This window comes from Gilvimarinus sp. 1_MG-2023 (genome assembly GCF_030548285.1).
On record NZ_JAUOSC010000808.1, the window covers coordinates 1 to 288 of the forward strand.

General features: G+C 55.6%; 1 pseudogene. It reads left to right on the top strand.

Annotation, left to right across the window (positions count from 1 at the left end):
• Positions 1–288: pseudogene (glmU, locus tag Q4563_RS19130) on the top strand (bifunctional UDP-N-acetylglucosamine diphosphorylase/glucosamine-1-phosphate N-acetyltransferase GlmU); the annotation flags it as partial.

The following is a 288-nucleotide window of genomic DNA, read 5'->3' on the forward strand; positions in this document are numbered from 1 at the left end:
TCGTACGGGATGACAGTGGCAATATTCAGGCGATTGTCGAACACAAGGATGCGACGCAAGAGCAACGGACTATCCGGGAAGTGAATACCGGTATTCTGGCGGTGGCAGCCAGTCATCTGAAGCGTTGGTTGCCGCTCTTGTCAGATAGCAATGTGCAGGGTGAGTATTATCTAAAGGATATTGTTGCGCTGGCGGTGGCGGAAGGTACGGCGGTACGGGCGATTCATCCCCAGTATGGGCACGAGGTGCAGGGGGTGAATGATCGCTTGCAGCTGGCCGGTCTCGAAC